The 23,037-nt window shown below is 37.9% G+C and carries 26 protein-coding genes; 4 read left to right on the top strand and 22 right to left on the bottom strand.

The genetic code is table 11. The features are described 5' to 3' along the window. Positions 1 to 11: 11 nt before the first annotated feature. The 5 genes from CHI14_RS11195 to CHI14_RS11175 all read right to left on the bottom strand — a co-directional run bounded on the left by CHI14_RS11195 (position 12) and on the right by CHI14_RS11175 (position 7,704). A complete protein-coding gene (locus tag CHI14_RS11195) occupies positions 12 to 518 on the bottom strand; it encodes a helix-turn-helix domain-containing protein (RefSeq protein WP_095288522.1) in 507 nt (168 codons plus the stop codon). A 502-nt stretch (positions 519 to 1,020) separates the two neighbouring features. Then, on the bottom strand, positions 1,021 to 1,950 hold the full coding sequence (locus CHI14_RS11190; protein ID WP_170948094.1) for a PD-(D/E)XK nuclease family protein: 930 nt from the start codon (positions 1,948 to 1,950) through the stop codon (positions 1,021 to 1,023). 1,414 nt (positions 1,951 to 3,364) lie between these two features. Continuing rightward, on the bottom strand, positions 3,365 to 5,452 hold the full coding sequence (locus CHI14_RS11185; protein WP_095288520.1) for a DUF262 and DUF1524 domain-containing protein: 2,088 nt from the start codon (positions 5,450 to 5,452) through the stop codon (positions 3,365 to 3,367). Positions 5,453 to 6,703: 1,251 nt separating this feature from the next. Next, on the bottom strand, positions 6,704 to 6,973 hold the full coding sequence (locus CHI14_RS11180) for a DUF7669 domain-containing protein (protein WP_095288519.1): 270 nt from the start codon (positions 6,971 to 6,973) through the stop codon (positions 6,704 to 6,706). Positions 6,974 to 7,005: 32 nt separating this feature from the next. Beyond that, complete coding sequence (locus tag CHI14_RS11175) at positions 7,006 to 7,704, bottom strand: metallophosphoesterase family protein (protein ID WP_095288518.1); 699 nt, start codon at positions 7,702 to 7,704, stop codon at positions 7,006 to 7,008. Positions 7,705 to 7,817: 113 nt separating this feature from the next. Between CHI14_RS11175 and CHI14_RS11170 the strand changes: the two genes are divergently transcribed. After that, complete coding sequence (locus CHI14_RS11170) at positions 7,818 to 9,134, top strand: competence protein CoiA family protein (protein ID WP_095288517.1); 1,317 nt, start codon at positions 7,818 to 7,820, stop codon at positions 9,132 to 9,134. A 120-nt stretch (positions 9,135 to 9,254) separates the two neighbouring features. On the opposite strand, the gene CHI14_RS11165 is transcribed toward CHI14_RS11170, so the two are convergent. The 3 genes from CHI14_RS11165 to CHI14_RS30640 form a co-directional block, all read right to left on the bottom strand. After that, positions 9,255 to 9,572 carry a hypothetical protein gene (locus CHI14_RS11165; protein WP_095288516.1) on the bottom strand — a complete coding sequence of 106 codons (318 nt, stop codon included), beginning with the start codon at positions 9,570 to 9,572 and terminating at the stop codon, positions 9,255 to 9,257. A 20-nt stretch (positions 9,573 to 9,592) separates the two neighbouring features. Further along, complete coding sequence (locus CHI14_RS29970) at positions 9,593 to 9,742, bottom strand: hypothetical protein (RefSeq protein WP_170948093.1); 150 nt, start codon at positions 9,740 to 9,742, stop codon at positions 9,593 to 9,595. Between the two features lie 69 nt (positions 9,743 to 9,811). After that, positions 9,812 to 9,943, bottom strand: a complete 132-nt coding sequence (locus tag CHI14_RS30640) for a hypothetical protein (protein WP_283163818.1) — start codon at positions 9,941 to 9,943, stop codon at positions 9,812 to 9,814. An 846-nt stretch (positions 9,944 to 10,789) separates the two neighbouring features. Between CHI14_RS30640 and CHI14_RS11160 the strand changes: the two genes are divergently transcribed. Then, on the top strand, positions 10,790 to 11,068 hold the full coding sequence (locus tag CHI14_RS11160; protein WP_095288515.1) for a hypothetical protein: 279 nt from the start codon (positions 10,790 to 10,792) through the stop codon (positions 11,066 to 11,068). Positions 11,069 to 11,110: 42 nt separating this feature from the next. Continuing rightward, positions 11,111 to 11,458 carry a hypothetical protein gene (locus tag CHI14_RS11155; protein ID WP_095288514.1) on the top strand — a complete coding sequence of 116 codons (348 nt, stop codon included), beginning with the start codon at positions 11,111 to 11,113 and terminating at the stop codon, positions 11,456 to 11,458. A gap of 196 nt (positions 11,459 to 11,654) precedes the next feature. On the opposite strand, the gene CHI14_RS11150 is transcribed toward CHI14_RS11155, so the two are convergent. The 10 genes from CHI14_RS11150 to CHI14_RS11105 form a co-directional block, all read right to left on the bottom strand. Further along, the gene (locus CHI14_RS11150; RefSeq protein WP_095288542.1) at positions 11,655 to 11,927 is read right to left on the bottom strand and encodes a CPCC family cysteine-rich protein; all 273 of its coding nucleotides are present in this window, start codon (positions 11,925 to 11,927) and stop codon (positions 11,655 to 11,657) included. Positions 11,928 to 12,123: 196 nt separating this feature from the next. Then, the gene (locus CHI14_RS11145; RefSeq protein ID WP_170948092.1) at positions 12,124 to 12,582 is read right to left on the bottom strand and encodes a hypothetical protein; all 459 of its coding nucleotides are present in this window, start codon (positions 12,580 to 12,582) and stop codon (positions 12,124 to 12,126) included. Positions 12,583 to 13,029: 447 nt separating this feature from the next. Then, positions 13,030 to 13,656: a DUF1643 domain-containing protein gene (locus CHI14_RS11140; RefSeq protein ID WP_095288512.1), complete on the bottom strand. Its 627-nt coding sequence runs from the start codon at positions 13,654 to 13,656 to the stop codon at positions 13,030 to 13,032. 435 nt (positions 13,657 to 14,091) lie between these two features. After that, positions 14,092 to 14,460: a hypothetical protein gene (locus CHI14_RS30450; RefSeq protein ID WP_249281068.1), complete on the bottom strand. Its 369-nt coding sequence runs from the start codon at positions 14,458 to 14,460 to the stop codon at positions 14,092 to 14,094. Between the two features lie 18 nt (positions 14,461 to 14,478). Then, positions 14,479 to 14,718, bottom strand: a complete 240-nt coding sequence (locus tag CHI14_RS30445) for a MarR family transcriptional regulator (protein ID WP_249281067.1) — start codon at positions 14,716 to 14,718, stop codon at positions 14,479 to 14,481. Positions 14,719 to 15,315: 597 nt separating this feature from the next. Then, a complete protein-coding gene (locus tag CHI14_RS11130) occupies positions 15,316 to 16,173 on the bottom strand; it encodes a hypothetical protein (protein ID WP_141236661.1) in 858 nt (285 codons plus the stop codon). A gap of 110 nt (positions 16,174 to 16,283) precedes the next feature. Next, positions 16,284 to 17,210: a hypothetical protein gene (locus CHI14_RS11125; RefSeq protein WP_095288510.1), complete on the bottom strand. Its 927-nt coding sequence runs from the start codon at positions 17,208 to 17,210 to the stop codon at positions 16,284 to 16,286. A 188-nt stretch (positions 17,211 to 17,398) separates the two neighbouring features. Then, on the bottom strand, positions 17,399 to 17,692 hold the full coding sequence (locus CHI14_RS11120; protein ID WP_095288509.1) for a hypothetical protein: 294 nt from the start codon (positions 17,690 to 17,692) through the stop codon (positions 17,399 to 17,401). A gap of 42 nt (positions 17,693 to 17,734) precedes the next feature. Next, the gene (locus CHI14_RS11115; RefSeq protein ID WP_095288508.1) at positions 17,735 to 18,091 is read right to left on the bottom strand and encodes a hypothetical protein; all 357 of its coding nucleotides are present in this window, start codon (positions 18,089 to 18,091) and stop codon (positions 17,735 to 17,737) included. Between the two features lie 296 nt (positions 18,092 to 18,387). After that, a complete protein-coding gene (locus tag CHI14_RS11105; protein WP_095288506.1) occupies positions 18,388 to 19,095 on the bottom strand; it encodes a Fic family protein in 708 nt (235 codons plus the stop codon). Positions 19,096 to 19,353: 258 nt separating this feature from the next. Between CHI14_RS11105 and CHI14_RS11100 the strand changes: the two genes are divergently transcribed. Next, a complete protein-coding gene (locus CHI14_RS11100; protein WP_095288541.1) occupies positions 19,354 to 19,653 on the top strand; it encodes a toxin-antitoxin system TumE family protein in 300 nt (99 codons plus the stop codon). A gap of 280 nt (positions 19,654 to 19,933) precedes the next feature. Here the strand turns inward: CHI14_RS11100 and CHI14_RS11095 are convergent, their stop codons facing one another. The 4 genes from CHI14_RS11095 to CHI14_RS30300 all read right to left on the bottom strand — a co-directional run. Next, a complete protein-coding gene (locus CHI14_RS11095; protein ID WP_095288505.1) occupies positions 19,934 to 20,917 on the bottom strand; it encodes a hypothetical protein in 984 nt (327 codons plus the stop codon). A 53-nt stretch (positions 20,918 to 20,970) separates the two neighbouring features. Next, complete coding sequence (locus tag CHI14_RS11090) at positions 20,971 to 22,107, bottom strand: helix-turn-helix domain-containing protein (protein WP_095288504.1); 1,137 nt, start codon at positions 22,105 to 22,107, stop codon at positions 20,971 to 20,973. Between the two features lie 30 nt (positions 22,108 to 22,137). Then, positions 22,138 to 22,821: a hypothetical protein gene (locus tag CHI14_RS11085; RefSeq protein WP_095288503.1), complete on the bottom strand. Its 684-nt coding sequence runs from the start codon at positions 22,819 to 22,821 to the stop codon at positions 22,138 to 22,140. A 2-nt stretch (positions 22,822 to 22,823) separates the two neighbouring features. Further along, the coding region (locus tag CHI14_RS30300) for a hypothetical protein (RefSeq protein WP_212676989.1) at positions 22,824 to 23,037 on the bottom strand (214 nt) is incomplete at its 5' end.

Here is a 23,037-nt window from a genome sequence, read left to right as displayed (position 1 = left end):
TTACTCATCCTTTATATAGCCGATTTAAACTCATCCAGCATTTCAGACAGCATGTACAATTCCTTCACTTTACTTCCAGCATCCCATTGGCAATTAACCAGAAACTCGTTAATCGTTATCAGAATGGAACGTGCTTCTTTGCTTAGTGCTTGGTCGTTTAAGGCAAAGTTACTTTGGATCAGCACGTCTGAAATTGATGGCTGTCCTTGCTCTTTGTCGTCTGTCTTTTGGAAGATAGTCGCCATTAGGACGGAATACGGGATCTCAAGGCTCTCTGCCAATGAAAATACAACGGGTAAGCTTGGTGATGTTTTTTCACCTCGTTCAAGTCTGTTGATGTACGAGCTTGACACTTGGCTCATTTCCTCCAGTTGCTTCAAGGATAGATCTTTTACTTTCATTCTGTAGTGCCGAATCAAGATTCCGAAGCTCTCCGAAATTGCATACCCTCCTACGTGGTTGCCTTCCTCAATTGCTAAACCTGAAGCTGTATTGTCTTTCTTTTTGTCATCTACCATTCTTAAATGGCTCCTTTCTGCTTTTCCTCGTAGTGAGAATCCTTTGTTCTGTAGAACCTTTTATCATAAGCATTGACCTGCGTTTCAATAACACTTGAAGCATCAGTTATCTAAATTTTGATGAGTGCAGATGATGTTGTCTTTGGACGTTTAACAAATGAATTACCAGTTGAAGAATGGCAATCTCCTTTGGTGTTTAAATCAACAATTCATTTATTGAGACATTGTTTTTATCAATTACTCAAGGGACAATACAGTAACATCTTAGCTGTTGTCTTACGACAACAGAATTCAATCATCTTGGAGTATTAGGCAACATTTGGTTTCAATGAAAATCTCTTGGGAAATCAACTCCAGAATTCTGATCAAAACTAAAAGTTGTACTGAATTTCATCCTGCTTCCTTATAGAAGGTAAATTAGATACAACTTTTTCATTCAGGGATTGAAGCAATAACATTCAGGTTTACAAAAGCGGGCATCCAGATACAACTTTTAGAATGCTCACGCTTTCCCACACAGCTCCCTAAACTGACAGCTCCTACACGTTGGCTCGTACTTTGTCTGCTCAAACGCCTCCATTTCGAGCGGCACATTATTCTGAATATCCTGTAAGTAAGACTGCATCCAATCGATGCTGGTATGAATGAGATAATCAATATTTTCAAAATCGTAGCGAGTTGGGGCGAATGAAACAAATGAACCATCGTTTAGATACTCGTTCCGAAGCTCAATCTGATCCTCAGTGCCGATCTGGAATGATTCTTTTACGAACTTGGCATAAAGGGCGAGCTGTGTTCGATCATTTTCACTTCTCTTGCCAGTCTTGAAATCAGTTATCACATACTTTCCATTCCCCAAGTCCCTGTACAAAAGATCAATTACGATCCAAACCTTAACGCCCCTAACTTCAATAAATCTAAACCGTTCTGACGCTATCAACTCCGTATCTTTCCGCCGTTGAAATAAGTCATTAACCGTATTGCAGGAAATTAGATTGTGAACTGTATCAGGCAATCTTTGTTGATAATCCGAAATTGCTTCAAGCGAAAATTCACCATCAAAATAGATTTCAGACAAAATCGAATAATCACTCGGCATCTCTAACCATAGATTCTGTCGGTACTTTGAATCACAATAAGATTTGTTCAAGTCTGAGCGTATATTCGCCATAATCTCAAGCTGTAGAGGCAGTTCCTTCAGTTCATCTAATGAATTTACAATTCGATGTATTTGTTCGTGTACTGAAGAGCCGAAGACCATTGCCAGTGATTGCAGATTCTTCAGTCTCCAAGCATGCTTTTGGAGGTTGGACGCATTCCTTCGTCTTCCAATGGGAGAGGCATAGTAACTGAAGTAGTAGCGACGGGCACACTCGGATAACGTCTTATGGCGGCTCAAACTCCATGAGAACTCAGGATATTTTATATTCACTGCCCTCACTCCCCCCTCGCATACTGTTTACATTCAAAATAAGGCACGCCCTGTCATGATTTGGTTCCATGTAACCTAAAATCATTTCAAATACTCATTCCTATACCGTTCTCATCACAACGAAATAAAAAAAGCACACTCTCCATTTCTGATACTGGAGGCATGCTTCTGAATACTACTGAATATATTATTGTCTCGTGTGACTCGGTACTGCATATAGATATCCACCCCTTTATAAGAACTTACGTTCGGTTAAATTATAACAAGCGTTCGAGACGTAAACAATGCTTGTCTAAATGAAATCTCACACACCGTATCGACTGAGGGGAAATATTAATCAGTAAAATAGTGGAGTCAGGGATTAGTTACTAAGGTATCCACAGGGGAATCGTAGATACTGTGTATAAATACAGTCGCTTCTTCATTTGATTAGAACTGTTCACAATTGATCGTACATCTTCATACCTGTTTCATACATCCTCTTAACTTTATCTTAACTTATGCACAAGGGATGGAGTATTCCCAAATAACTGCATCTCCATTTGTTCATTGTTATGAAAGCCTTATGAACATTGTCATAACATTTGCATATATTCAACGTTAGTAGAGCCACTTATCATAATGGCTTTGTTAAACGTCGGTGTTGATTTTCTTCATAAAGCTAACTTGCAGTTTAATGTAATCAAGGATGTGGAAAGATATTAAAGCAATCATGAGCTTAATCGAAGGGACCACTGTGATTGGTACAGCAGAAATAAACAAAGTTATACAAAAGATAATAACTCCTGTATTTAAAAAGAATGGATTGACAAAGGCTCGAACGAGAATTTTTTGGGGATGGCGTAATGCTTGTATATAGGTGGTTAATATTCTTCCGTTGGAAACTACTTTTCGCAGGTTACAGGTTGGACTCCAACATCAATTGTCGTAGAATTAGGAATTTATTATGACTTTATACCCTCAGAGCAGGATAATGATAAAGACAATCTCTTGCCTAAAGTACATGAGTGTCACATTCGAACAGAATTAAGCTGTTCATTAGACCAATTAAATTACACCAAATGTTTAGAAAATCCTGTTGAAAGAGCAAGAACTGATATCTGGTAGATTGAACCTGATGGGAGCAATATTGAGGTAGTAGTATCTAATATTCGGGACGTTTTTCTTGCTTACGGATTGAATTGGTTTGAAAAAATGACTGATATGAATGAAGCAGGGAGCAAGGCATTTAACGAGCAACGTAAGATTAATTCAACCGCCCTGAAAAAGGTTGTTTTTTCTGTTGCTTGAAAATCAAAAATGAGCTTTAACAGAGCCACCTAATAAAGACCTCCTAAATAGTATAAGACCAGCAAGAGTCTATCTTACTGGTCCACGTCATACCAAATTTCTTTACTACTGTATATTGAACAACTTATTCATCATCCAACTGCTTTTCGAATGACTGTTTGATTAAAAACATCGCATTCTCAATTTCATCCATGGACGAAAGCCCGATTTCTACGTCGCCATTACCCCAACGTCCCAGATTGCTCACGTCTTTACATATGCCTTGTGGATCATTTATTTCATCGAAAGCCATATTTAGACTCAACCGAAGTCTACTCTTTTGCGGTACAATGTCCACGAAATTAGTTGTTGTCTTAAACGCAATGTACAGCTTTTTGTATTCCATACGAACGGAGCTATCGAGATTACATATTCGTTTTCTTAACTCCTCGAATAGTTCCAGCATTTCTCCCTGCAACTCTGGATGATCAGCTATTGTATAGGTAGCAGATTCCCCTTTTGTTGCTTTTTTATTGTATTTAGACAGGATTTCATCAGAAACACGTGGATACCCCCACACCTGAACCGACTGTTCTGCAAGTGAACGAGCACGTTTATTGATCTCTACTTCATTCCAAGTACCAAGTTTGCCCATTCCTTTATTCAGCCGTAATGGACTATCTCCAAAGCCCCCCTCCATATCACGCTTCTCAATAAATGGTTTATCACTAAGTTCAGAGTTGTATCGAGTAAGCGTTAAATTCCCAAGAATATGTAAATATTTCTTCTGAACCTCCTCCCAATCAGCTCCGAGTTCCTGCCTCCATTCGGACGAAAGATTTGGATTCTGCGGCATAATATGCTCAATCGTGTAACTTTCAATGTCCACAATCTCTTTACGATTGAAGTTTTCCAACTTACGAAGCAAATAATTGCGACTTCTGAAATTATAAACATCTTTTATAACGGATTCCTGAATAAACTCTTCATCCTTAGGGAACCGCCGATGCGAATCTTGAAGTACGAATGCCGCAATTGTACTTTCCAAATATTGATCTTTATCAACTTCTTTGCTGATTGATGCAAATGTTTTGTTCAATGAATTTGTCGGAACCCCACAAATCGATCTTCGGAACACATACGATTCAACCATTCTTAGAATCTTGATAAAATCTTCTTTGGGAAGTTTTAGTTGTTCATAGTCCTCATATAATTCGAGCAGGAACGGATACGATACATCCACCTTTAAGGAGTTAATATCATTAAGTACCTGATTAATATCTTTGTCCTTTTCCGTCTGAAATGCCAACTTCACAAAATACTTGGAGAATCGATAGATATCTTCGACAATCTCAGTTACCGTATGTTCACTCTGTTGATACACATGATCCTTAAACACTGCATATACGTCTTGAATATTAGGGATTTTCCCTTGTTTGACTGTTAAATAATCACGCATAAAACGGTCAAATAGAGTGGAATCGTTTAGATTGCCAAAGCTCTTCTCCATTGGATACCAGTAATCGGTATATAAGTCCGTCTGCTCTTTCGGCTCTAATTTCATAAGGACGAAGTTACGAATTAAATCCGCTTGTGATAAATCAAGTCCAGTAGAGTTAAGACTTTCAAAAATTAATTGAGGATTGTCATGATCACGATCCAGCGATATGTCCACAACAATTAGCTTCGATATACCTTGAAATAGCTTGTTTAAATCGACTTCGCTCTTTTGAATTGCTTCTAAGAAAAACATGTAATTTTCGTATACTCGCTGTGAATATTCATCAGGTAGTTTTTTATCTGCTGTCAAACTGATCAAGGTGTCTTTGTCACTTTTCGTAAGAATAAGCTTATGGCGTTGCTCACCCTCTTCGTCATTGTTGACCAGATAGTAATTCATGATCTTCTTTCTTGTAATATCACATACTTGCTCACTTCCTTCAATAGCTTTCCCCAGTGCAAGTAAAAACAGGGTTAATGTGGTCATCCGCTGTTGTCCATCGATTACAAGTAATTGGGGAACGGAAGAAATCTGATACAATCCTCGCTCGATATAAACAATCGAACCGACAAAGTGACCCTTTACCTTCTCATCCTCCGCCGCTCGCACAATATCATTCCAAAGCTGGCGACATTGGTTAATCGTCCAACTATATTTACGTTGATAAATCGGGATAATGAATTGTTTTGTCCCTTGCAGAAACTTTAGTAAATTTGTTTCAACTGCCTTCACTTTGTCATCTCTCCTCCACAAACATTCACTCATATTTGTCATTTTACGACTTTTGAACAATTCTTCCAAGAACTTGTTGATTGTCGGTTAGATCAGTTCATCCAATAGTATCCTTTTTTTATATAATTTCCTTTTCTGATTACGAAAGGACGATGAAAGCATCATAGGATAAGCAATACTTTGATTTAATGATTTTCTTTGAAGGGTACGTTCGTAATGGGCAATCGATGTCCAAAAAGCAGTTTGTAGAATGGACGATCTGAGATATTGGTCTATGTATTTCAATGAGGAGTACGTGGGAAGGATAGGATTAAGCGAAAGGGGATGGCAGGTTGATAGGCACTATCTTTCGCTGTTCAATAATTCTTTCACTAATTGTAGCGTTTATCACCATCGTTTCTCGAAAATGGCAGTATATAATCGTAAGTGTAGTTTTATATGTCCCTTTCACACTATACTTGAATGCAACACCTCGCTTTACAGGTGCTATACTTCTGTTCGTTTTTCATATTCTAATCGCTTATTGCATTCTTCTCAAACAAAGGGAATTCATCTGGCTTGCATGAATTTCATTACTACCGCTTGTATTGTTTCCGCTTAGGATTGCCCTTTTTGTAGTAACCCAATAAACTAAATGTATTTAAAACGAGGTGATGATACATGACTCAAACTCAATACTTCACGAATTTCACGCTTAGCCTGTAACCGTTCAACTCTTTCTCTGGAGGCAGTTGCAGGCTAAGCCCTTCTTCCAGGGAGCGTGATAGTTAGTGAAACCATATCAAACCAAGAGAACCAGAGATTATTACAGGCATCATCGTAATCGTGTAATTATTCGTAAACATGACATTGCTAAGCAATTACATTGGCATGTCCTGCATCAGCAGTTTGGTCGTTTAAGCAAAGGGAAGATCCATTGTTCATGTCAAAGGTGTAGCGAAAAGACTCATCTGCTTGGTCACAAGCATTCAGAAAAGGTAAAACTGTTTGGCTTATCTGATCAAGTCTCAGATTATCATTTCTAAGACACACAACGACAAAATGAAAGCATCCCCTGATTTCTGTGAGGATGCTTTTCTTATTAAAGAACCATATCTTATTGTTCTTTATTACCGTCCTGACGATAGTACCAATCCTTGTGAATTTGGATGCGTCTTGCTACCGAAACAGGAATACGACCAAATCCGCTTGCCTTTTCTCACGAGTCTGAATGCTTTTTGCGATTTCTGTTCTGCTATCTTGGCATCCTCCTCAACGCTCCACGGGTTGATATAATCGATACATTCCATATCCAACTCGCTCATAATCGTTATACGTAACTGCATGATTAGCATTTGCGTTCACACAACACCTTGACCCAATATGCGTTCGAATGGTCGATTCATTTAGTTTCGAATTCTTGCTCAACATATAATCGACGACTTCTTTTACCTCAAATTCGTTTCGCCCTTTTCTTCTTACGATGTCATGTACAGCCGCTACAATCTCATCTCGGTAATTTACTTTTTGACGATCCGACACCTTGCATCCTCCTCAAAATTACTATTCACTACTTAAAATCTTGCAATCTCCCGTTTCTCTATCTTCTTATGATATTGCCGATAGACGAGATAGGTCATTTCTGTCAGGTTCACCAGACCTAATCCCCGCTCCTCCTCGATAATATATGTATTCGATCCCATATCTGCATTAAGGTGGATTCCGTCAAAATAGATTCTCTCAGTAGGAGTATGTCCGTGAATAATTGGCTTACTCTTTGTTAAATTAAAGAGGCTTTCTTTAGAGATACTGTAGAAGTCTGACTCCGACATCCATAAGATATCTCTGCTTTGCTTTTCCAGCGGCTCAAATGGATTCAAGCCAGCGTGCGTGTATACGAATTCGTCATCTTCATAAACCAGCGGCAGATTACATGCCCATTCTATATGTTCATTTCTTTCCTTCTCATTCGGGAAGTTCTTCTCAAGATCCCTTATCGTATTTCGCCCGTCATGATTTTGCCACAGCATGTCTCCGCTCTGATAATAGTCCCCCATCATCTCCTCATGATTGCCGATCAGAGCAACTACATTGTGGGGATACATCTCAGTCAGCTCCTTGATTCTCCTGATTACTTTGCCGCTGTCTTTACCTCGATTGATATAATCGCCTCCAAAAACAAGCTGATCTTTCGTATAATCGATCTCTGCATACTTCAATAGTAACTTCAAACCCTTGTACTCACCATGTAAATCCGTCATAAAATACTTCAACGTAGTTCCTCCTATGCGGAATGTCGACTCTTGGCATCTCAATTTTATTACACTTCACAAAACCGAATACTAATCTGATAAAATATAGAAAATCAACCAAGTGAGGTGTCTGTATGTACCACGCTCTCTATGAAGGCAAAATCTTCAACTTAGAAGAACAATTAAATAATACTTTAGATCGTAAGCAAGAAATTTTCATGCTAAAGAAGAGAGCTGACAAGGGAGCTTATACATGCCCTCACTGCGGTGCTTCGCTTATTGTTAAAGCTGGAGATATTCGAGGCGTCTTCTTTGCACATTCTTCAGGAGATGCCTGTGAATTGAACGAAAGTTATAACACATATAAAAATCAGACGGCGAGGGAATCAAAGCAACATTCCGTAATGAGAGAAATCGTCCATGAAGTCCTTAAAAATCAGGAAAAAATACGGACTGATCTTCATGTTGATTTTGGTTACATTGCAAAGGCAACTGAAAAATGGAACCATTACCCTGACATCATTTTGCGAAATCGTGAGGACGAGCTTGCCATTTCTATTTTAACAAATGTTGACCGCTCCAGGGACAGCAAACTAACCAAACAAATCAAAAAGAGAAATCAGTATTACAGGGATAAGGGTTTGCAGACGATCTGGTTTATTGAGGATCAAGAACTATCACTGGACTGGGGCAATCAAGTTATTCATCTCTGGGAGTCTGAAATTGATCTGTCCATTAAAACGGCAGAAGATACGCAATGGGATGTATTCATTAATGGATTAAACAACAATCTCCCCGAACTCTTTGATATATTTAGCTACTGGAGAAAAAACAGTGAAATTAAGATGGATACCCGAAGCCTGTACTACATCCATTCCACTCAGGAGGGCATTGATTTTTCCGTACACCGTTTCATCATTGATGAATTGCAATTTCCCCATCGTGCATTTGCATTATCAAAAGGATATCGAATGAGTATTTCAACCGCACTCTCATTTAATGAAAAGTTGGCATTGAGTGATGCCACACTGGAGAAGAATGATCAGGATACCTTTCGTCAGAAATACGATCTAATGAAAGCAAAATGGAGCGAAAAGAATGAAGCCAGACTCAAATCCCAGGAAACGATTCATGTCAACCATCCCAGTTCTAATTTAGCAACAGAAGAAAGTAACAGATTTATTAATGAGCCTGCTGAATTAGCAAGACAGCAAGTAGCTTCATCTTATAGCCCAGCTATCACTCAACCCGCTAAGAAAATGAATTATACCGATTTTAAAGAACGACTCATTGCAAAGCTTGGAATGACCCAGAAACAACAAATGCATCTTTGGCATTACTATGTGTTAAAACGTGGGGTCAAAGAGTTTGATCAATTATGGCTCGTAGCTGAATATCTTGAAACCTTTGATCAATTTGAAGAAGCACTAAATGATTATCTCAGTAGATGAAACAATAAAACCGCCATTCAGTAACGGGCGGTTTTCATCTTTATATCACTTACTTGCTTCTAAAGATAAACTACCTGCGGAGGCAATAGCATATTAAAAGCTTAATCTCCTCTCATACCGTTATCCCCTCTCATCATTCGCTTTGGCATCTTTAGATGGTATCTGGCTATCTACTCGATTCCTCTTAATCTGCTCCATATGCTGTTGATGAATCAAATTTAGCATTAACATGCAATCATCTCGTGTCGGTTTTGTTGTATATATGACATCGTTGATTTGATCAACCAAATCCAGGTCATTTATCTCCCGCAACATCTTGAAATACTCTGCCTTTAGCTGGTCAAAGTAATGATCCATAAATCTTTGGATAGCCTTCGTCATGCCGTATGCCTGTCCCAACTCCCAACTGATTTCATCCTTAATTAATCGTTTACCCATGCATTCTTCCCTCCTATCCTTCAAAAATAATTCATAACCTTTCTGATAACGACCCTGCCAGTTTTCTTATCTCCATAGATTGCCTGATTATATTGAGGCAGAATCAGAAACTCATCATCGTCCAAATCCATAACAGCATCTCTGACAGCCTTCTTTTGTTCATCTGTCATCACAACTATATATACAATTAGCAACTGTCTACCCACTTTATAACCATGCGTTCTACCTCTCCCCCGTCCTTAAATCATCATCGTTTTAAAGTAGTACCCAATTATAACTCCTGCCGAAAGCATGGTTAGATCCGCCACCACCATAATCACAATATTCTGTATAAATTGCTGCTCCTTCAATCTCCCCAACACGAATTTCAACGATTTCACCTCCATAATGTTGCTTACAAAACTCCATTAAAAACAAAACCACTTAGCCGCCATTCGACTAAGTGGTTCATTCGATTCTTATTGAGTTATTTTTAAATACACTACTACGCATCGGAGTCAATCCCGATCACCTCCCCTATACTATTCCATTGCTAATACTAATCTGGAAATGGGGGACAGTCAATAAAAATGTAATATTGTTACTGTTATAACCTTATTGCTTTTTGAATCCATCACTGCATTCAAATCAGCCTCTATTTTGCAACAAAATACATACAGCACTATGGCTTTCAAGTATATGTTTGATTGAATTAGACTGGCACAGCCATACCTAATTACGAAGCCCCTTTCTTCGTACTCACCTTATCTTCAAACATTTTCTTATCAACTTCGAAATTCTTGACGGATTTCTCACAAAACCTTTGCCAACTGACATTTAGATCTCGATTGCCCTCCTCTCTTCATTATACTGGCATTGAACAACACAGAATTTGAACAAAACATGACCTAAAATGAGTTTCTATACGTTTACGCTTAATCTACTATAAGTAAAAAGACGCTATTAGTATTTTTTCCCACTCAATCAATTTTCAAAAAAATTTCAAGGGGGTGCAACCTGAACCTCATTTCATCGTTTAATATGGTACTACTATTACAGAAAGGTAAAATACCCATGGTGGAAATAATTGAATCAATCAAGGCAGAGAAGTGGTCAAACCTCATTCGACCAACGCTCTCTACTTATCGTTTGATGATTAATTATCATAGTTAAGTAAGTGCATAAGATACTATACAGGGCAATTACGACCCATTACTACACTTAGAGGGGGGAACACCATGAAGATAATTACTATAAAAACTGACGACAGTAAGCATTATTATTTTGCTTCTCAAGCATTAGCAGACAAGGGATATAAGGAGATCGGTAAGGTTAAATACAACCGAAAATTCAGGACCATTTCCACAGACCTTTACGAAAAAGATGGCAAACTATATGCCTTCAGAGAAATGTACCACTACAACACGACAGTTTACTCTATTAAGTTGGGACTTGTACACACATTGAAAGGAGAATATGAGATCGTAGAGGATACTACCTCTTCTGAAATAAGATGAGAACCATCCAAAAAAAAAAAAAAAAATCAAAGGAGATTCAAAATGAATAAAAAAATTGAACTTAATGCCTGGAGAAATCATTGCTTGCAAAATCAAGCAAAAGTGGAGAATGATCGTATGATATATATGTACGGCGATAACAGGGAAGGACTTGTAGGAGTGCTTACAATTATCAATCATCTTGAATTAGCAAGTATCGAAGCTCTGCGGGAGGAAATTAAGGAGCAGAAGAAGGCATTAGAGACAGGCTTCGACAGCGATGGGAAACCGTCCTATGATGATGAGCTTTATCCATGGGAAGATCACTTAGTTTGTAGGGAAGGAGTCTTTATATGGGATTGGGACTCCGATGACTACGTACTGATCAGGGAAATGCCGAGGAGAGGATAAGCATAACGATTGCCGCTCTAAATCATTCGAATGAGTCTCATCCATTTCGAAATATCGCTCGACTCTCTCCTGGTGCTTGGAAACAGAAATCCATAGTAGCTCCCTCCTCTTTTTTTTGAATTCCTATGTTATAGCGAGAGGGCGGGAAGAAATAAATACGATGGGGTTAGGGAAATTCGTAGTAGCGTGCATATCATTACCTGTTGACCTCAAATGGTTTCCATTTAAGGTCCCGAACATCATCAATACTTGGAGCACGTACAAGGTCAAGCATGCATTCATCACAAGCTCCAAACTCAATATAGTTTTTTTGAGCTTGTCTTAGCGATGTGCTTCCGTTAGCTCCTCCGTTTGCGTCAAGGTCATTCCAGCAAGCAGGGTCATCCTGCCACCAGCAAATGGAGCAAATATCATGAATCTCACTTTCCAAAGTAATGTATCCACAGCAACGACAAGTATATTTAGATATCTTACTCACCTCAAATTATAAAAGTTGAAGGAATGACCCGCCTTTAACGGAAACCTCCATACTTTCTGAAGGTAATACGCCTTTGAACGGTTCAATTCATCGACGTCAATTCGGAAGATATCTTTGTCGTTGACTTATTCGATAGATGAGTGATTCTCTTTTTTCCCATAGGTGCGATCTTAGCCCGCATCGTATCTCACTCCCCTATTCTTGATTGAATTTCCCGCAACTCCTCAATTAAGTCTTTCCTTCCTTTAATTTTCATACCTTCGTCCATTAAATCTAACTCTTCATCAGTTAAATGCCCATATAACTCCCCAAATCCTCCTAAAAACACTTCCTCATACTCAGCAATTCGTTCTTCGATCTCAAGAAGGTATTCTTCTTGGGTTTGTGTTTTCAACTTTTTATCCTGATACTCTTTCTGCATCAGAATTCCATAAACGGAATCCTTCGCAAGTTCAATCGCATATCGAGGAATCATTCGATTATAAACAGTTAGTCCACATTGTCGGATGTATTTTTTCAAACTCATCTCTGATAACCCAAGCTCATGCATTACTTGCTCCATCGTCAGGTATGTCTTTAAACCTTCAATTTCTTCTATACGGCAAAGAGTAATTTGTTTGATATACTTATGATCACGCTCACCCAACTGCAACATACGAGAAGCAATAAGCCGACGCCTCCGTTAATCTCTCCTTCTAAGGTATTCGTTAGCTGAAGCTCGATCATGAATGTCTATTAAATGCTGGATTTCGTCAGTCAAGTTCCTTCTCTCCTCGTTTCCTTCTCAAATAACAATCAAGAACCAGATATTTATGATTTCTCAACAGACATAATGCTTCTTGCGTCATTTCTAATTCTCTTTGTCCTATCTTTCTTGTCTGCATATCGTATTTCAAATCCTTCTTAGGTTTCCGATTTACCTTAGCCATCGTCTTTGTCCTCGTTTAAAATGAAGTTTTATAAAAAAAGTGCCCAGTCATCCATGACCAAGCACCTATCACTTTCCATATGAGAATAATATATCGCATTTAGCCAGTCAATAAAAATTTGGATGTTGTTACAATGTAAACCATATTCGGAACAAATGATTATTTCAATCCTCCATTACATCCTTGTGAAAATCATAATCGGATCCTGTAACTGGATCATATCTATCTGGACTCTTCAATTTACTGTTCATAATAGTGGGCACTAACGAAATGACTTTCTGAGGTGCATGCAATTTTCTCAAATAATCGTCTGTTGAATATAGAGTCAGGGATTCGATACTATGACTCATGCGGGAAGGATGTCTTGGATGACCTGATTTAGCTATACCCAAGCAGTGTAGTTGGTGTCCCTTGGAGGTGAGAAGTCTCGCAACTTTATTATGCCGTTGATTGATAAAATGCTTTTCTCCCCAAGAAACAATAATTGTCGTTGCTCTACTTGCGGCTTCAAGAATGAATTTATCGTTCTCATCACCAATTGGATCGTGCACGAACTTGAGCTGATTTGGATCTGTTGAAATGATAGCATATAGATTAACGATTTCTAACGATCCAAAGCCAAACTTTTTGGCAAAATAAAGACACTGTTTAGAGGTTTGGTCCTCCTCTTCATGACTTGCCGTGCTGGGATTTAACATGACGTATAACAACCTCGGCAAAGAAGCATTCCACTCACGAGATAGCAAATATCTGTACTTCTTTGTTGGATCAAATACCGCATCCATCTTCATTCGTATCACTCCCTTATAAAAGCTTTTATTTAGAAAAATAATATTCCAGTAGTTTTCCGCATTAAAGTGTTGTGCACCACCTGACTTGGATGGTTAACATCATTTAATATGACGAATATGCACTTCAGTGAAGATGATCCTCGTATATCGATGCTTTGTTGTATTTAGTACGTTGGATGCAATCTATCTTATGTATGAGGCTTCCGCATGATGACTGCCAATCAATCATTAGAATATTGCAGAGCGAAGGCGTTAATTGAAATTCCGAACGTAAGGCGACTGAGAAGAAACCATACGTAATCTGCAATACACCAAGCACAGAAGGGAATCCATGTCATACTTCTGGGGTTGTCTGACATGGTGACTTACAAATCAACTTGATATTTTGAACAATCTTTTATAGATATTTATTTATGCAGAACTGAAGAAGAGCCATTAAGTTTCACTTTCATCAATACTACCCTGCTCATCAATGAATATTGCCGTAATACCAGTTCGTTTCTTCGCTAAGAGTGGAAGCCTACCCCAAAGATTACGGAACTGCCTCACATCGGGTAATGCAATGCTATATTTTACATTCGGATCATCCATTCGTTGAACTGTTTCCGCCAGCACACCCAAAAAACAATTCACATTCATCGCACTTAGGGATCCTAACCCTTTGACTTCAATGATCCATCGTTCTGTTCCTCTAACGGCATTGATATCAATTCCAGGCGTTCTCCCCCATGCTATCTGCGTTTCCCAACCATCCTCATGTAAATAATCTTTCAATATCTGCTTGAGATTATCTTCCTTAAACACCGAGGATTCCATCTTTATCTACTTTACCTTAACGACTGGAATTGACACAAAAGGTATGCCCTCAGTCACTAAGTAGTTTCCGATTAATCCATCTCTACGATTTCCCCTTTTGATCAACCCTTTGCCTTCCAAAGCCCTGCATGCCTGGTTTACTGCCTGCTGAGGCTCATTTACACCCAATATCCCATTCGCAATTTCACGATCAGTCAAGCCATCCTTGTCTTTCAGATAACCGATGATCTTATCCTTTAAAGTCATGTCCCCACTCTCCCTACTCCAGTTATTCCCTATCGTTCTATTATAGGCTACCTCCATAATCTCCGTAAATAATTGGGTGTTGTGACTTAGTTTGTGATTGGTATTAATCACCGCTTACCTATCATATCCCTCAATTTCCCGATCCGCTGTTATTCCTGCCATCTCATACCATCATTTATGGAAACCTACGACGAATTTCTGCATAACAACCATCACATACAATAATATTATTCTCTCCCAAGCCGATGAACTTTGACTCCACTCTGTATTTAATCCCTTCATGCAACTACATCAGGCATGAAACTTTCACTACACACCGCACACGACCCCTGAAATTTCAAGTAACAATTAAGACAGAGCGACCCTATATCATGCGTCATGTGATTGAACAACTTCTCAGCCTCTTTCGAGCAAAAAGTACAGCATTTCATAATCTCTATCCTCCAATTTGTCTCGGAAACGCAAAAAGACCGCAACGTCCCCTTATGAAAGGAGATTTGCGGTGCTTCCGACAAACCCGAACATTATATGATGTTAGATATAATATACTTTAGATCTGGTTAAGGTACAAGTATCTCTTTTATCTACAAATGCAGTCTAAAAGGAAAGTATTATGTATACAATGTCCATTTCATTTTCATAGGCTTGACCACCATAGAGTGTTACAAACGAAATGTCAGTAGGATTGAACTTTTCCGCCTCAGCACGAAGTTTAATTGTTAAATCTTCAATTATTCTACTAAAGTCATTTTTATAACCAATCATTAGCTTGTTTAATGACGTATAATTGGGGTTATCAGAAGCAATAAATCGATACTTTTCTGAACGATGCCTTCGAGGACAGTTGACTGCAAGAATTGCATGAAAGTCAACGATGCCTGCGTGCCCCCTTCTGGCATCACGCATTTTCTTAATGTCAGAAGCTATTCCCCCATCATTTTTGTACTCCCATATACTATCACTTGCTTCGTATCCTAAAATAAACGGAGAATATGCATTTTTGATTTCTATTAATGTGTGAGGAATGTATTGATGGTTGTGATACCCTTGCTCAACCGATTTCTCTTTTAATATTGCCACATCAAATGATGGATTTCCATCACATTGCCCCCACTTCTTTGCCTTCAATTTTGGGGTCACTATATAGTTATCGTGCTGGATATCTTTTTGAATTAGGTAGGATAACTTATCCCTAAATAATAATTCATTCTTCTTTCTAAATAATAGTATTGCTAATTCATCACTTTGGAAATTAGCCTCAAATTTCATTATCTTATTAACAATAAAGCTGTGGTCAAATCTTAAATTAATCTCTGATTGGGAATAACCTATTCCATCAGTTATCTCCATAAGAAAATCTACTCCATGTAAAGTGAAGTCTCCAGATATATTATCTTTATTTGCATCTTTAATCATGGTCCCAACTTCTTTTAATATCCTGCTGTCACCCCTCATGATAAGGATTCATGCATATTATCCGCTGAAGCAAACTTGACGTAATGGAGTGCAGACTTGTAACAGTCCAGCAACTACATTTCTCACTTTCTATATTTTTCGTCCGACATTCAGAAATGATTAATTACGTATTGATTTGCATAATCATCTAATTCCTGAAAAGTTCTTATATCTCTATTTTCTAATAGCTTAGTGTATTTTGAATTGACATATTTAAAAAAACTCTGTTTAGATGCTGTATAAATCGCTTTTAGGGAACCATTCTGAACATCGTCAAGGATACAATCATCAACATTTTTTAAGAATTTTAATGCCTCGTAGCGTTCAACCTTTCTTCCGTTTAAAAAGGTGAGAATGTATAGGATATCCCCACTCGTGATACGCTCTGTACGGTTTAATTTGGGTTTCTCCAACTTTTCTTCTGTTTCCTTTGCAATGCCCCCATCATAAGATAAAATATCCCCCAATCGATCCATGTGTTTGCAATGGTTAATAAGCATTAAGGATTGTATTAAATGAGCATTTTTATCAAACGATTCTTTAAGTTTCATATCCACGTTTTCTGGATGCATCAATTGAAGATACACCTTCAACTTAATCATTTCATGTACTACATCCATTGGGTCGTCGTTTCCTTGCGGTGAGTAAATCATAAACTCGTCCTTATACGAAACAACTCCTAAGCCGACTTCCGCCGCTAAATCATATTCGATACCACCCTTAATCTTATAAAACTTAACATTGTCTCTGACTACATTTTGAGTTGGAGCGACCCACATTAAATCCTTTTCTTTACCCTGTTCTTTAATAACATTCTTGGCTTGCTCCAAAAAACCAGTGCTACTTTTGAATATTTTATTGCTTGTGCTCCCAAGAAAGCCACCCAATGAAAATGTATCAAATTCGTTGTCCATCACTATCATTGATACAATCTCGAAATCGATATCTTTCACCAAACCAGATGCATCAATAATGGAATCCATATATTGTGCCAATAGACCCGTTTCATTCTTCCTGTAGTAACTTAATTCTCTCATACAAAGCTCTCCATTCTACGTAATACCTGACGTTATGAACGAATTATATATCCACATTTATGGTTTGTACAGGCATGTATCAGTGGTTTCTTTTCACACGCTTTTTTTATGTTTTTTTAACGAATTGGTGAACAAAACCCACTTCCAACGTGATATCAAAAAGACAAAGGACCCGCCTCAGCGAGTCCTCAGCCATGTGAAATTCGGGCATCCCAACCTCCCATCGTCAACCCCTTGACTTCTGCTTTTCTCACATCTTTAAAACTGTATCTTTTTATTCCCATTTCCACCGCCTCTTTTACTTGTTTTGCAAAGCGAATATTGTCGGGACCGTTTGAAAATTGCTCACCACATTTAGAGCAAATATAAAGGGGAACTTCAATCACGGTAATTATTATTTTGCCGACCCTACCACGCTCATTAACGAAGTACAGAAATGATTGCTCACCGCAGATACATTTTGATAGTGCTTCTCTCAGCATTTAATCGGGCACATCCCTAACAATCAAAGATTTACGTAATACTCATTTGATATACATCGAATAGATGTCCAAGATGCATTCCAGTCCAAAATGCGCCTCTTCTGCTTCTGGGCTTCTTTCGCTTTTTAGCGAAGAAATTGTCGACGACTTTACACCTTCTCTCGTTGTTAGTAAGTAGTCCTCAGCAAAATTAAATGTTTGATTGATCTGCACAATATAAGCATTGTATTCCGATTTATCTATATTTTCCCCGCCCTGAAGCATTAGTTGATTAATAGCTCTCCTGGGTATATTCGTTAATTCTGAAAACGTTAACCTTGAGTAACCCTTTTGCCGCATAAATGCTAATAGGCACTCTTTAACGGTTTGCTGATGATCATAATAATTAACCATAGACATCGCTCCTCTCCTTATATTCAGTATCCCGTTTCTTCCTACTTTCATGTTTCTTCAAGGACGACATATCTACCTTTAAGCCAGATATGGATAAGTGAGAAGCTATAATTGTCGTCGTCTTGACTTGTCTGCAAATAAATCCGCTCGGCTCAATCATGAATTGTTTCAACTCATCTTCACTTAACGGACCTCCTATCTTATATTTCTCCATCTACTGTGCAATTCTGCGTATGCTGTATTGCGGCAGGCACTTCGGTCTTGGGACCTCATATATACCATCATCGAAATCATCGTCAAAATTATCTTCCTTTTTTTCCATTAGTCTCTCCACCTCTCTCTTTGGAAAGAGAATTTAGGAATGCATTATATCGCTGTTGCTCTTTATCTATAGTTGCTTTAGCGTACACAGCAAATCCTTCTGCATCTTGATTATCGAGAAAATGAAAATACTCTTGCTTGTGCTCTTTTATAATAACAAGGGGCAAAATTTGATTTTGCAAAAACTGATGCATCATAATTAATCTACCCGTTCGTCCATTCCCATATGGATGAATTCGTTCAAATTCAATATGACTGGAACAGATTGAGAAAATAATATCATCAGGTGATTTCACTTGTTTAATCTGGTTGTTTAGCTCTTGAACCCATTGATACATAAGGGACGGTATTTCTTTTGGAGAGGCAGTAGAGAGTTTCTCTCCTACAAATGCATTATGTTCTGATTTGAATTGTCCTTGTTCATGGTGAAGTCTATCCATTAGAATCGAATGAATGTCTTGGATTAATGATATCGTAAGTTCTTGATCGATATTATCAAAAATGAACTTAAAAGCTAACCGATGATTTTCTATTTCGTAAAATTCACGAACTGAAATTTTGCCAGGAATCACTCGATAAAGTAGGATGGAAACAGCTTCACTTAGCGTGATATTGTTACTTTCTAATGTACATGAATGATGAGTCATACGTACTAAAAGATCATCCAAATATTCTTTTGGAAGATGCATCGTTTATGCCCCCGCTCCTAAAAGACTTGAGGATTGCCAGAGCCATTACATTCTTTTCCTCATTTCACATTAAGATACGATCTTTACAGACTCGCTTTGTATGACAATACTCAAGGAACTTGATTACGTCAAATAAAATCTCGATGTCGTTACATTTGTAACCATATTGAAAATAATCTTAGCTCCATCTTGCCTTTTCTTCAAAATGGTAATATACATGATCTAACGATCACACAGAGGAGTGAAGTTAGTTTGGAGATGTTGACCGACCTTGAAGTCTTAACAAAGAAGTTTGCCCCTGCCATTAAATTAGTGGAGGACATAGACGGAAGTAGAGAGCGGAGTTCAGAGGGGATTCAGCGGGCAACTATTACTTTTATCGACGATACCAAGCTTTGTGTCACCGAGAAGCTTAACGTGGGCTACAGCTATGATTGGATTTCGAAAGATGGGAAGTTACTGTTTCATCATGACAATGAGGATAAAACGCCCAACTTTAAACATAGGGATTTACACTCCATTGTAAGGGGGATTGTCACATTTCATCTCTTGATATGAGTGTAGTTAGTATTAACAAGGAATTTGCAGGAATTGAATAAAGTTCGACCCTTATCGAATTCGGGAACTGGTGAAATTGATGTCCGTACACTTCAATCATCTCCTTCTTAGTAATAGATACTGTGATTGTACGCAGATTGTAGAGGGCTTGCTACCGCTTTAATGTTCAAGTAAGTTTGAGCTTTGGTGCAGGAAAAAAAGGTTTCCCTTGAGAAAATTAAATAAGCCAAGTTACTTCAGATCATTATCTGAGGTGACTCGGCTTTTAGGAGGAGATATATTAATTGCTAATGCAAATCAATTTTTGTAAAGCATCTTCAATTGGCTTAAATACGCTTTTCTCGTTATAGTGTAACGGGTAATTCGGATGATAAGTTCGGTATGTATGATATGGCAATTTGGGATGAACTACTCGTGACAATGCATTTGCACTGAAATCCTTAACAGATTCAAAGCTTAATGGCCTGCCCAATCCTCCAACACTTTGGTAAGTTTCTCTCAATCGGTCATCGTAATCAGGACCCGTCAAGAATATAACTATATCAGGCGAAAGAGCCGATATCTCCATTGGCAAGATGTTATATTCACGCTGGAGTAAGTCTTCAATTTCATGGGGTGGTCTTTTATTCGCATAATCAAACCTAACCAATTCCGTATGTAAAAAACCTTCGTCACCCTCTCCAGGTGAAAAAGCCTGATAAAGCCTCCGCATACCTTTCCAGAACGCCGTATGATCGAACCTACGATGATATCGTAAATCCTCATACATCCATTGTAAGAAATCAATGCTGTTCTTCCGCCGCACCACCTCATCGTGGCTCCTAAATGTATCTAAAGTTGTTTTAAATGAGTCCCAACCGTTCGTTTCTTGACCTACAAACAGCACTTTTTTATTTGCCTTTCTATAAGCAGGCAATGCTGTAACTAAAAACGGATTGGACAAATGTTCAAGATCCTGTCGATCTAATTGTTCAATTGCTAAAGTCAGTCTATTCCAACATTCGTAATATGCCATCCTTAAATGAAGTTCCTGATCAGACTCTATTTGATATTTACTAATACTCAAAATACATCCCCCTCTCCTCAACCAGATATTATCAACTTTAAACTTCAAAACGTCTACGCCTTTGAATTCAATAGCCTTATTAAGTTGCCATTCATATATTCGAAGCATACTACTCGTATCAAAAACAAGTAAACTTTTATCCCATATGTCCTCGAATTTTGCTAAGTAACGTTCTGTGATGTATTCCCCCGCTTTCATATTATGTAAAAAGCTCCGTTCAGTTGTGAACTGGAGCTTCCCTTCAGTATTATTTATCCCTTAATCAACCTAATGGTGGGTTCAGGTTCTTTATGATTTAAAGTGCCTTGATCAAGGTTGCAGAGCATTTCAATATATTCTTGTGGTACGGATATCTCCTGTATTAACTGCAATTCATTTTTAATTTTGTTCTCCAATAGCAATAAAATGCTCTTCCTAAAGACTACAGGTTTCTGTAGAGGAAAGACATCATCGAGTGGCTCTTTTGTCCTCATCTTTTTCATGGACATTTGTTTAACAAGTGAGGTATATTTACTCTCATCAATTAGCTTTAAATCTAAACATCTGTATAACATAGCGGCAATAGAAACATTCCAATATTTTTTTAAGTCTACGAAATGAAGCAAAGATACTGAGTTTATCGTTTTAGCAAAAGCCTCTGCTGGCATTAACAATGCTGAAGCAAACCTATTCGCTTGACTCTCCATATTCTTAAACTCTTCTCGACTTAGCACATCTTGATTATGAATATATTTGTGCATTAAGACATGCCCTAATTCATGAGCACCATCAAATTGCCTTCGGAACGCTGACTGCTTATCGTTGCCAAGAAAAATAAACGGTCTGCCTTTGCGGTGTTGACAAAATGCATCTACCTTTTCACTATCCGTATCAACAGAAAAGACCATTATTCCATTTCTCTCTAACAAATGAACGATATTAGTGATTGGCTTATCATCAATTCCCCAATATTCTCGTACTTGTTTAGCTAAACTTTCAATAGAATCGTTATCCCATTCTAAATTTATATTCTGCGATGTATCTGGCAGGTTCAAATCAGGGAACTCAATATACTCTGAAACATACTCAAAAATATATCCACCTAACAGCGATTTATTTAATTGTATTTCCTTGCTCTTTTTAGTTGCCGTTGCATTCGCACGAAAAAATGTATTACCAACGTATTGCTCCTTGAATTCACGGTAGAAAAAACTTTTCGGAAATTTCAATGTATTGATTAAAGCCATTACAGTTTCTGGCTTCGGCGTGTGATCACCTAACTCAAATTGTGATATCGCTTGTTTCGATACTCCTATTTCATCAGCAAGATTACTTATCGATAACCCTCTTACTAATCGAGCCTCCCTTAATCTTTTGGGATTAAATTGTTGTTCTTCCCTTACTTTCATTTTTATTTCCCCTAATCAAAAGTTATCCTTCTACGATGTAGCGTTGCTTTTTAGTTTAATAACAATTTCACTGTCTGTGTTAGGTACTTTAAGTTTCGGCTCTATGTTTGACGAATTATAGACGTTTACAGGTACGACATCTACCGTATGAGCAATAATTGAATCCGTAATATCTTCTTTGTAGATCCAGCCCTCTTGATCAGGTTTTAAAGCTCCCTCAAAAATAATGTCACTATCTCTGTCGTAGCTAACGATAATCCCAAAAGGCTGATTCTCAATACCCAACGCCATTGATGTCTGATATGTTAGATCACCGAGCAGTTCTTCTTTGGATGCTCCCATCTCCAAAAGGCGATCAAAATTCGAAGAAGCAAAATCACCTCGATAACCGCTCGGATTGTAGATATATTTGTTCTTCGGTAGTTTTGCTACAAGTATAAAAATGTTCCTTATTGTATCCTGAATCACGATATATGGATGAAATCCAGCCTTTTTCTTTAAAACTCTCATCTGTGTATGAGGATTGCTAAGGATTAATTCTTCTACATGAGTATTAACGCAATCATATTGCAAGCGGGGATCATATGTATTCGTAGTGAATTTCCTTAGTAGACTTTTTATGTTTTGATGTTCATTTTTCCCTTCCTGTACCCCTCTTACAATAAGAGATCTCTGCTCATCTGTAAGCATACACTTCGCTAAATAACTCTTCATAATCAACCTCCACCTCTATACCATTTGATATATATATTATTTACCTTTTTATAATAAATGTCAAGTAACTCATGTTTATAAAAAAAAAAGTAAAGTAACACTGCATTCAATAGAGATTTGTCTGCCAGGTTAATGGGTTCAAAGTCGGTTTTCCCTATACCCTTTTCCCAAAAGAAAAAAGAGAAAATAAACTTTTCTCTTTTTTCTTCCCTACTA

The organism is Paenibacillus sp. 7516 (genome assembly GCF_002272715.1).
GTDB classification, from domain to species: Bacteria; Bacillota; Bacilli; order Paenibacillales; family Paenibacillaceae; genus Paenibacillus; species Paenibacillus illinoisensis_A.
Note: the sequence above shows the minus strand (reverse complement) of the source record. Positions and strands in the feature narration are given on the sequence as shown.